Genomic DNA, 10524 nt, shown 5'->3' with positions numbered 1-10524 from the left:
TCCGTCTCGATCTTGAGCGTCACGAAATTGCGCCCAGGGCACGTCACGATCACACGAGCAGAAGTTATCCGGGGCATTTCATCTCACTAAATGGAATGGGGTTTCAAATTATCGGTCGGCCAGTCGAGTCGCGTTGTCAAGCCAATCCTATAGAACAGCAAATTTGGTCAGGCCAATATTGTAGCGCCGCACCGAATATGGGATAGCGCCGGGATGGACCAGGGTTCGCGCAAGCTTTACCAGGTGATCGCCGAGAAGATCGCCGGCGGCATCATCGAAGGGCGCTTCCCCCCGGGAAACCGATTGCCGAGCGAACGCGAACTGGCGGAAGATTTCGGGGTCAGCCGGCCGACGATCCGCGAAGCGATGATCGCGCTCGAGATCCGCGGACTGGTCGAAGCCCGGCACGGTTCGGGCATCTATGTTACCCATGCCCCGGCGACCGGCGGCTCGCCCGAGCTCGATGTCGGCGCGTTCGAACTGATCGAGGCGCGGGTGGTGTTCGAGGGCGAGGCAGCGGCACTGGCCGCCACCTCCATCGACGAAGCGGCGCTCGGCGAGCTCGAGCGGCTGCTCGGCGCGATGGACGACGGCGCGGAAGGGCCGTCCGCGCTCGATGCAGACCGGCGCTTCCATCTGCTGATCGCTCAGGCGACCGGCAACAGCCTGGTCCGTTCGGTGGTGGAGATGTTGTGGGACGTGCGCGAGCGCTCACCGCTTTGCGTCAACATGTTCGAACGTGCGCGCCGCGAGGGCGTCACCCCGCGCGCCGACGAGCACCGGCTGATCGTCGAGGCGCTCAGAGCCCGCGATCCCCAGCGCGCGCGAGAGGCGATGCGCGCGCACCTGTCACGCGTAACCGAGGACCTGCTCGAAGCCACCAAGCTGGACCTCCTCCAGCGCGCCGAAGCCGAAGCCGAAGCGCAGCGCAGCCGGATTGTGCGCCGCGTGATCGCCTGAGTTCGCGGCGCTCAGCGCGCGCGGGGCACCTTTTCAACGCGTTCCAGCGCCTCGCGCTCGATCGCGGCAAGCTCGGCGAGCGTCTGATCGAGCGCGTCGCGCTGCGCTTCGAGTTCCTTCATCCGCTCGCGGCAGCGCGCGGCGAGCGCGCGCATCTGTTCCAGATGCTGCGGGTCGGCATCGTAGAGATCGAGGAACTCCTGGATGTCTCGCAGCGAGAAGCCCAGCCGCTTGCCGCGCAGGATGAGCTGCATCCGCGCCGTCTCGCGCCTGGTGTAGATACGCGCGTTGCCCACGCGCCGCGGCTCGATCAGCCCCTTGTCCTCATAAAAACGCAAGGTGCGCGGCGTGATGCCCAGGCTGTCCGCGACTTCCTGAATTCCGCGAAGCTCCTGCTCGCCCTCGTTCAACCCCCGACCTCCCTTTTCGACGCTTTGGCTTGTTCCTCCTCGACCAGCTCCTTCCTGGAGAGCTTGCCGATCAGCGTCTTGGGGAGTGTTTCGCGAATTTCGATCTCGCGGGGAAGCTCAATCTTGCTCACCTTATCCTTCAGGAACGCGCGCAGCCCCTCGGGCGTGGCGGTGCCGCCGGGGGCGAGCGTGACGAAGGCCTTGGGTGCCTGGCCGCGATAGGCGTCTGCCACGCCGATCACGATCGCCTCGGCGACCGCGGGATGCTCGTAGAGCGCCTCCTCGATCACGCGCGGATAGACGTTGTAGCCGCCGCACAGGATCACGTCCTTGATCCGGTCAACGATGAACAGATAGCCCTCGGCATCGAGATAGCCGACGTCGCCGGTGCGCAGCGCACCCTCTACGAAGATCTCGGCCGTGGCTTCGGGCCGGCTCCAATAGCCCTGCATCACCTGCGGCCCGCGCGCGCAGACCTCTCCCACCTGCCCCGGCTCGACGATGCGCGCCGGGTCGTCGCGGTCACGGATCTCGATGATCGTGCCCGGATAGGGCCGGCCGGCCGAACCGCGCTTGTTGACGCCGCCGATTGGATTGCACGAGATGATCGGCGAGGCTTCGGACAGGCCATAGCCCTCCACCACCGTCGCGCCGGTGGTGCGCTCGAAGGCGAGGCGGACCTCCTCTGGCAGCGGCGCGCCGCCCGAGATGCACGCGCGTATCTGCGAGAGGTCCACCCGTCGCTCCGCCGCAGCCTTGGCAATCGCGCCATAGATGGTGGGCACGGCGGGGAAATAGCTCGGCCGCGTCCGCGCGATCGTCTTCAGCACCTGATCGAGCTGGAAGCGCGGCAGGAGGATCATCTCGGCACCGGTGCGGATGCCGAAGCCGAGCACGGTGGTGAGCGCGAAGACGTGGAACAGCGGAAGCACGCCCAGTACGCGGTCCTGCTCGTCCCGCTCGCCGCCGGCATGCTGGACGGTGGCATCGGCATTGGCGACCAGATTGGCGTGGCTCAGCATCGCCGCCTTTGGTTCGCCCGTGGTGCCGCCGGTATATTGGAGCACTGCCGTGGCATCGGGTGTGACAGATACGGCGCGTGGCGCGCTGCCCTGCTTGAGCAGCTCGGCGAAGGCAAGGTGCCGCGGATCGGCCGGGATGCGCGCAATCTCGCGGCGCTTGAGCAGCCGATAGGCCAGCCCCTTGAGCGGCGGCAGTGCGTCGGCGACCGGGCAGGTGATCACATGCCGCACGCCCATCCGCTGCGCCACCGCGGAGACTCGCGCATGGATCTCCGGCAGGTCGCAGGTGGCGATGATCTCGGCGCCCGAGTCTTCGAGCAGATGCGCCAGCTCGCGTTCGACATAGAGCGGATTGACGTTGACGACGATTCCGCCTGCCTTCAGCGTGGCGAGGAAGAGCACGGGATAATGGGTGATGTTCGGTAGGCACAGTGCGACGCGCGTCCCCGGTTCGACACCCAAAGCCTGGAGCCCCGCGGCTGCGCGATCCACCATCTGCGCCAGCGCATCATATCGGGTGATGCGCCCCATGAAATCGATCGCGGGCCGGGAACCCTGCCGCGCGACCGTGTCTTCGAACATGTCGGTCAGCAGCCTGGGCGGCGAGTGGAGCGACTCACCTTCGGCGCGTGCGATCTGCATTTCGGCGGCCATCCTTCCAATTTTTGTGCGGCGCCCCGTTGCCCCTCCCGATGCGCCGCCCTATACCGTTGACGTAAACGTCAGGTAGCGCACCTTTAGGTGATGCAGCAAGCCCTGGCTGGTATCGACTGAGAGGAAAACATGACCAATGTCGTGATCGCGGGCTACGCCCGTTCGCCGTTCCACCTCGCCGGCAAGGGCGATCTCGCCCGGGTCCGCCCCGACGATCTCGCCGCGCAGGTGATTCGCGGGCTGCTGGAAAAGACCAAGGTCGATCCCGCCGCGATCGAGGACATCATTCTCGGCTGCGCTTTCCCCGAAGGCGAACAGGGTCTCAACGTCGCGCGCCTGATCGGTTTACTGGCGGACCTGCCGCTTTCAGTGGGCGGCATGACCGTGAACCGCTTCTGCGGCTCGTCGATGAGCTCGATCCACATCGCCGCCGGCCAGATCCAGATCGGCGCAGGCGAAGCCTTCATTTGCGCTGGGCTCGAGTCGATGAGCCGCATCCCGATGGGCGGTTACAACCCCCTCCCCAACCCCGTGCTCGCGAAGAAGAATGCCGGCGCGTATATGGGAATGGGCGAGACGGCCGAGAATGTCGCGACCAAGTACCAGATCACCCGCGCCGAGCAGGAAGCCTTTGCGGTGAAGAGCCAGCAGAAGGCCGGCGCCGCGCGCGCCGCTGGCAAGCTCGCCGACGAGATCATCCCGATCAAGACCAAGACCGGCACCGTTACCGAGGACGGCACGATCCGCCCCGAGACCACCGCCGAAGTCCTCGCCGGCCTCAAGCCCGCGTTCAGCCAGGAAGGCACCGTCACTGCCGGCACTTCCTCGCCGCTCACCGACGGTGCAAGCGCGGTGCTCGTGACCTCCGAGGAATTCGCCAACAAGCACGGCCTCACGATCCTGGCGCGGATCAAGTCGGTCGCGGTTTCCGGCTGCGCGCCAGAGACGATGGGCCTTGGCCCGATCGCAGCCTCGACCAAGGCGCTCGAGCGCGCGGGGCTCAAGGCTTCGGACCTAGATGTGGTCGAGATCAACGAAGCCTTCGCCAGCCAGGCAATCGCCTGCATCCGCGACCTTGGCCTCGAGGAAGACACCATCAACCTCGACGGCGGCGCGATCGCGATCGGACACCCGCTGGGCGCCACCGGCGCGCGCATCGTCGGCAAGGCCGCGGCGCTGCTCGCGCGCGAGGGCGGCAAATATGCGCTCGCCACGCAGTGCATCGGCGGGGGCCAGGGCATCGCCACGGTGCTGGAGCGCGCATGATGGTTGAGCCGATCAAGCCGGAGGGCGCCAAGCCCGAGTCTATCAAGAAAGTGTGCGTGATCGGCGCCGGCGTGATGGGCGCCGGGATCGCCGCGCAGGTGGCGAATGCCGGCGTGCCGGTGCTGCTGCTGGACATCGTGCCCAAGGAAGGCGGTGACCGCGATGCGATCGCCAAGGGCGCGGTCGCGAAAATGCTCAAGACCGATCCCGCCCCCTTCATGTCGAAGGCCGCGGCCAAGCTGGTCGAGACGGGCAACATCGACGACCATCTCGATCGTGTCGCCGAGTGCGACTGGATCGTAGAGGCCGTGGTCGAGCGGCTCGACATCAAGCAGGCGCTCTACGCCCGGCTGGAGACGCTCAAGCGGCCCGGCACGGCGGTCTCGTCCAACACCTCGACCATCCCGCTCGGCAACTTGGTCGAGGGTCGCTCGGACCAGTTCAAGCGCGACTTCCTGATCACGCACTTCTTCAATCCGCCGCGCTACATGCGGCTGATCGAGATCGTCCGCGGCGCCGACACGGACGCTGCAGTGTCGGAGAAAGTCGAGGATTTCGTTGATCGGATGATGGGCAAGCGCATCGTCCGGGCAAAGGACACGCCGGGGTTCATCGCAAACCGCATCGGCACCTATTGGCTCGCCGTCGCGATCAACGCGGCGATGGACCAGGGGCTCACCGTCGAGGAGGCCGACCAGATCGGCGGCCGCCCGATGGGCGTTCCCAAGACCGGCATCTTCGGGCTGGTCGACCTGGTCGGCGTCGATCTGATGCCTTTGCTTTCGAAGAGCCTTTCCTCGACGCTCCCGGCGGGCGATCCCTATTTCGATACCGTCCGGCCGATGCCGCTGGTCGACAAGATGATCGCCGAGGGGTTCACCGGTCGCAAGGGCAAGGGCGGCTTCTACCGGCTCGACAAAAAGCCCGACGGTACTCGCGCCAAACTGTCGCTCGACCTCGCCACCGGCGAGTATCGCCCCGAGCAGAAGCCAGAGCGGCTTCCCTCCGCTGCCGAGAAGGACCTTGCCGCATTGGTGAGCGCGCCGGGCAAGACCGGCACTTATGCCTGGACGATCATCGGCAACGTCCTCTCCTATGCCGCCAAGCTGGTCGGCGAAGCCGCGGACGATGTGGTCGCGATCGATGACGCGATGAAGCTCGGCTACAATTGGAAGTTCGGCCCGTTCGAGCTGATCGACCGGCTCGGGCCCGGCAAGCTCGCCGAGCGGCTCGAGGCCGAGGGCCGCCCCGTGCCCGCGATTCTCGAGACTGCGGGCGATCGTCCCTTCTACCGCGTCGAGAACGGCAAGCGGCAATATCTCACCGCCGCGGGCGAATATCGCGACGTGGTGCGTCCCGACGGCGTGCTGCTGCTCGAAGACGTCAAGCTCGCCAGCCAGCCGCTCGCGAAGACTGCGTCCGCTGCCCTTTGGGACGTGGGCGACGGCGTCGCCTGCATCGAGTTCACTGCCAAGATGAACGCGCTCGACGAAGAGGTGATGAAGCTCATCCAGCAGGCGATCCCGCTGGTGAAGGCACAGTTCAAGGCGTTGGTGGTCTACAACGAAGGCTCGAACTTCTCGGCCGGCGCCAACCTCGGCCTCGCGATGTTCGCGGTGAACATCGCCGCCTGGAGCGAGATCGACAAGCTGATCGCCGCGGGACAGCAGGCCTACAAGGCGCTGAAGTACGCGCCGTTCCCTGTCGTCGCCGCGCCTGCAGGAATGGCGCTGGGCGGCGGCTGCGAGATCCTGCTCCACTCGGATGCCATTCAGGCGCATGCCGAGAGCTATATCGGTCTCGTCGAGACCGGCGTGGGCCTGATCCCCGGCTGGGGCGGCAACGGCGAGATGCTCGATCGCTACGCCAAGGCGCCGATGATGCCCAGGGGGCCGATGCCGGCGGTGGCCAAGGTGTTCGAGATGGTCTCGACCGCGCAGGTCTCCAAGTCGGCCGCCGAAGCGAAGGAGATGCTCTTCCTGCGCGCCAACGACGGTATCACGATGAACCGCGACCGGCTGCTCGCCGATGCCAAGGCCAAGGCGCTCGCGCTGGTCGATGGCTATGCGCCGCCCGAGAAGCCGGTGTTCCGCCTGCCGGGCGAAAGCGGCCGCACTGCGGTTGCCGGCGTGGTGCACGACTTCCGCATGAAGGGGGTAGCCACGCCCTATGACGAAGTCGTCGCGAGCCGGCTCGCCGAAGTGCTCACCGGCGGCGAGGCCGATCTGGTCGACACCGTCACCGAGGACCAGATCCTCAAGCTCGAGCGCCAGGCCTTCATGGCCAGCGTCAAAGACAGCCGCACCCAGGCGCGGGTCGAGCACATGCTCGAAACCGGCAAGCCGCTGCGCAACTGAGAATGATGGCGCCTGCCCATCCACCGTTCGCCCTGGGCTTGTCGAAGGGCGGTGCTTCGACAAGCTCAGCACCAACGGTGGATGGCGTCAGGCGCGATTTGGAGAGTTAAATGCAAGTCTATACCGCCCCGCTGCGCGACATGCGCTTCGTGCTGCACGAGCTGTTCGACGAGCGCGAGTTCGGCGGGATCGAGGCGTTTGCCGAATTCACCCCCGACCTTGTGGACGCCGTGCTGGAGGAAGCCGCGCGGATGGCGCAGGAAGTCCTGCTGCCGCTCAACGCCAGTGGTGACATCGAAGGGTGCACGCTGGAGAATGGCGTCGTCCGCACGCCGCAGGGCTTCAAGGCTGCCTATGACCGGTTCCGCGAAGGCGGCTGGGCAGCACTCGCCTCCGATCCTGAATGGGGCGGCCAGGGCCTGCCCGAAAGCGTCAACAAGCTCGTTGAGGAGATGATCTGCGCGGCGAATCTGTCGTTCAGCCTCTATCCCGGCCTCACCCATGGCGCGACGACGGCGATCGAGGGTCATGGCGCCGAGGACCTCAAGCGCGCCTATCTGCCCAAGATGGTCAGCGGCGAATGGTCGGGCACCATGTGCCTCACCGAGGCGCATTGCGGCACCGATCTCGGCCTGCTGCGGACCAAGGCGGTGCCGCAGGAAGACGGCAGCTACAAGATCAGTGGATCCAAGATCTTCATTTCGGCCGGGGACCACGACCTGACCGACAACGTCGTCCACCTCGTGTTGGCGCGCCTCCCCGACGCGCCTGCTGGCGTGAAGGGCATCAGCCTGTTCCTCGTCCCCAAGTTCCTGCCCAATGCAGACGACACGCCGGGGCCGCGCAACGGCGTCTCGGTCGCGGGGATCGAGCACAAGATGGGCCTCAAGGCCTCGGCCACCTGCCAGCTTGCGTTCGACGACGCGACCGGCTGGCTCGTCGGCGAGCCCAACAAGGGCCTCGCGGCGATGTTCACGATGATGAACACAGAGCGCGTCTCGGTGGGCATCCAGGGGCTGGGCGTGAACGAGATCGCCTACCAGTCGGCAGTCGCCTATGCCCGCGAGCGGCTCCAGGGCCGCGCGCTTGCCGGCCCTGCCCGCCCCGATCTCCCCGCCGATCCGATCATCGTCCATCCCGACGTCCGCCGGATGCTGATGACGATGCGCGTCTATGCCGAGGGCTGCCGCGCGCTCGGCCAATGGGTCTCACGCGCGCTCGACGCCGAGAAGCATGCGATCGACCCCGCCGAGAAGGCCCGCGCCGCGGACTTCGTCGCGCTGATGACTCCGGTGGTGAAGGCGCTCTTCACCGATCTCGCCTCCGAAGCTGCAAATCTCGCGGTCCAGACCTATGGCGGCCACGGCTATATCCGCGAGCACGGCGTCGAGCAGTTCGTGCGCGACGCGCGCATCACCCAGATCTACGAGGGCACCAACGGCGTTCAGGCGCTCGACCTGGTCGGCCGCAAGATGGCAGCGAACATGGGCCGCGCGCTCCGCCCCTTCTTCCACGCCGTCTCCGGCCTGTGCGAGGAGATGACCGGCAGCACCGACAAGCAGCTCGCCGCCTTCACAGCGGGACTTTACCAGAGCTTCGGCGCGCTCCAGCTCACCACCGCGACGATCGCGCAGAAGGCGATGAAGGACCCGGAGGAAGCCGGCGCGGCGGCGACCGAATATCTGCGGATGCTCGGGCTCGTGGGCATGGGCTTCACCTTCCTCAAGGCCGCGCGCATCGCCAAGGCCAAGCTCGAAGCGGGCACCCAGGAATCAGGCTTCTACCAGGCGAAGCTCGCCACCGCCGCCTTCTTCTTCGATCGGGTGCTGCCGCAGGCGACGGCGCTGTTCGTCGCGATCAAGTCCGGCAAGCGATCGGTGATGGCCCTGGAACCAGACGCCTTCTGACGCGCTTCGCAGATCGCGAGGCACGGCACATACCGCATACGTCACATTTCGGCTCTTTGCGTTCGATTTTTGACGAATTGGAGACACAAACGACGCGCAGGAGACCCGGCGGGCGATGTACCCGTCGGCCCGTGTGACAAGGAGAGGACATAATCATGATGCTGCTTCTGGCCGGGCTTGCCCTCGCGGCCGCTCCCCCGCAGGCTGACGCCGCCGTCGGCCAATGGAAGACCGAGACGCGGGGCGGGATCATCGAGATCCAGCGCTGCGGCCCCTCGATCTGCGGGCGCATCCTCTCGTCGGACGGGCTGCGCGCCAACCCCAATCTCAAGGACGCCAAGAACAGCAACGCGGCGCTCCGCGACCGCCCGCTCCGCGGCCTCCAGATCCTCAGCGGCTTCAAGCAGCAGGGCGATGGCTGGTACGGCGGCAAGATCTACAATGCCGAGGACGGCAAGACCTACAACGCCGAAGTGACGCTCGCCGGCGCCAACCAGCTCAAGCTGCGCGGCTGCGTGTTCAAGCCCTTCTGCAAGACCCAGACCTGGACCCGCGTGCGCTGAGCGCGCCGCCCGTACCCGCTTTCAGTAACTGCTTACAGGATAGTATCATGTCGTATCGCAAGGCTTCGCTCGCTGCCGCTTCCACCCTCGCTTCGCTGTTCGCCTTCTCGGGCACCGCGAACGCCCAGGCCTTCTACCTTCAGGAACAGTCCGCGCGCGGTGCCGGCCGGGCCTTCTCGGGTGAAGCTGCCGACACCGGCGCGCAGTCGCTCTGGTGGAACCCCGCCGCGATCGCAGGCACAACCGAGGGCGAAGCCGCGATCGCCGCCGCGGCGATCCTGCCGCGGGGCGACGTGGTCGACACCGGCACGCTGATCCGCCGGCCCGGCCAGCCCTTTGCGCCGGTCGGCGGTGACGCGATCGCGCGCAATCCGATTAACAACGGCGTGCTGCCCTCGGGCGCCATCGCCGTGCCTCTGAACGATCGTATCGCCGTGGGCCTCGCGATCACCTCGCCCTACAGCTTCACCACCGATTACGACTCGACCAGCTGGGCGCGCTACACTGCGGACCGCACCAAGCTGCTCACCGTCGACATCCAGCCCTCGGTCGCCGTGGCGCTCACCGACTGGCTGCGCGTCGGCGCCGCGCTCAACGTCGAATATACCGACGCGAGCCTGAGCAATGCGCTTCCGAACGTGCTCGCGACGTTGCCGGATGGCCAGCAGACGCTGAAAGGCAATGGCTGGGATTTCGGCTGGACCGCGGGTTTCCAGATGCACAATGATTTCCTGACCGTGGGCGTCGCCTATAAGTCGGGCATCAAGCACACGCTCAAGGGCGACCTGGAGATCAGCGGCCTCGTCGGCCCGCTTGCCGCTTCGAACACCCAGCTCTCGGGCGTCGAAGCGACTTTCAGCACCCCGGCGCAGATCATCGTCGGCGCGCGCGTCCGCGCCACGCCGAAGTTGACCCTCAACGCCCAGGCGGTGCGCTACACCTGGGCGGACTTCGACGCGATCCGCATCGGCGAGCCGCTCAACACCGCGATCCCGGAAAACTACCGCAACAGCTTCAGCGTGGCGGGCGGCATCGACTATGCGGCTTCGTCCAAGCTGACCGTGCGGGTAGGCGTCCAGCGCGCGCTCACACCCACCCAGGACGGCGAGCGCGACGCCCGCGTCCCCGATTCCGACCGCTGGAATTTCGGCGCGGGTGCGACCTACAACATCACGCCCAAATTCGCGATCGACGCGGGCGTCAACTATGTCAGCTTCGACAATGCCCCGATCGATCGCCCCACCGCCGCCTTCGCCGGCACCCCAGCTCAGACTCCGATCATCACCTCGGGCCAGCTAACCAACGCGAGCGCCGTGGTGCTGTCGCTCGGCGGCCGTTTCCGCTTCTGACGCGCATGTCTACCTCCCCTCCCTGCGTGCAGGGAG

8 protein-coding genes are annotated in these 10524 nt (G+C 66.5%); 6 read left to right on the top strand and 2 right to left on the bottom strand.

Annotated elements, in window-relative coordinates:
- Positions 1–213: 213 nt before the first annotated feature.
- On the top strand, positions 214–960 hold the full coding sequence (locus ACMGDH_RS18035) for a FadR/GntR family transcriptional regulator (RefSeq protein ID WP_436829361.1): 747 nt from the start codon (positions 214–216) through the stop codon (positions 958–960).
- An 11-nt stretch (positions 961–971) separates the two neighbouring features.
- On the opposite strand, the gene ACMGDH_RS18030 is transcribed toward ACMGDH_RS18035, so the two are convergent.
- Together ACMGDH_RS18030 and ACMGDH_RS18025 are read right to left on the bottom strand one after the other, a co-directional pair.
- The gene (locus ACMGDH_RS18030; RefSeq protein WP_436829360.1) at positions 972–1370 is read right to left on the bottom strand and encodes a MerR family transcriptional regulator; all 399 of its coding nucleotides are present in this window, start codon (positions 1368–1370) and stop codon (positions 972–974) included.
- Positions 1367–3034, bottom strand: coding sequence for a long-chain-fatty-acid--CoA ligase (locus tag ACMGDH_RS18025; protein ID WP_436829359.1), 1668 nt, complete (start codon positions 3032–3034; stop codon positions 1367–1369). Before ACMGDH_RS18025 ends, ACMGDH_RS18030 begins: the two co-directional genes overlap by 4 nt.
- A 141-nt stretch (positions 3035–3175) precedes the next feature.
- On the opposite strand from ACMGDH_RS18025, the gene ACMGDH_RS18020 reads away from it, so the two are divergent.
- The 5 genes from ACMGDH_RS18020 (at position 3176) to ACMGDH_RS18000 (ending at position 10488) form a co-directional block, all read left to right on the top strand.
- Positions 3176–4312 carry a thiolase family protein gene (locus ACMGDH_RS18020; protein WP_436829358.1) on the top strand — a complete coding sequence of 379 codons (1137 nt, stop codon included), beginning with the start codon at positions 3176–3178 and terminating at the stop codon, positions 4310–4312.
- On the top strand, positions 4309–6669 hold the full coding sequence (locus ACMGDH_RS18015; RefSeq protein WP_436829357.1) for a 3-hydroxyacyl-CoA dehydrogenase/enoyl-CoA hydratase family protein: 2361 nt from the start codon (positions 4309–4311) through the stop codon (positions 6667–6669). Before ACMGDH_RS18020 ends, ACMGDH_RS18015 begins: the two co-directional genes overlap by 4 nt.
- A gap of 110 nt (positions 6670–6779) precedes the next feature.
- Positions 6780–8576, top strand: coding sequence for an acyl-CoA dehydrogenase C-terminal domain-containing protein (locus ACMGDH_RS18010; protein WP_436829356.1), 1797 nt, complete (start codon positions 6780–6782; stop codon positions 8574–8576).
- Between the two features lie 155 nt (positions 8577–8731).
- Positions 8732–9139, top strand: coding sequence for a DUF2147 domain-containing protein (locus ACMGDH_RS18005; protein WP_436829355.1), 408 nt, complete (start codon positions 8732–8734; stop codon positions 9137–9139).
- A gap of 47 nt (positions 9140–9186) precedes the next feature.
- Positions 9187–10488 carry an OmpP1/FadL family transporter gene (locus tag ACMGDH_RS18000; protein ID WP_436829354.1) on the top strand — a complete coding sequence of 434 codons (1302 nt, stop codon included), beginning with the start codon at positions 9187–9189 and terminating at the stop codon, positions 10486–10488.
- Positions 10489–10524: the final 36 nt, after the last annotated feature.

The sequence above is a fragment of the Sphingomonas radicis genome, assembly GCF_051400635.1.
GTDB lineage: Bacteria > Pseudomonadota > Alphaproteobacteria > Sphingomonadales > Sphingomonadaceae > Sphingomonas.
Note: the sequence above shows the minus strand (reverse complement) of the source record. Positions and strands in the feature narration are given on the sequence as shown.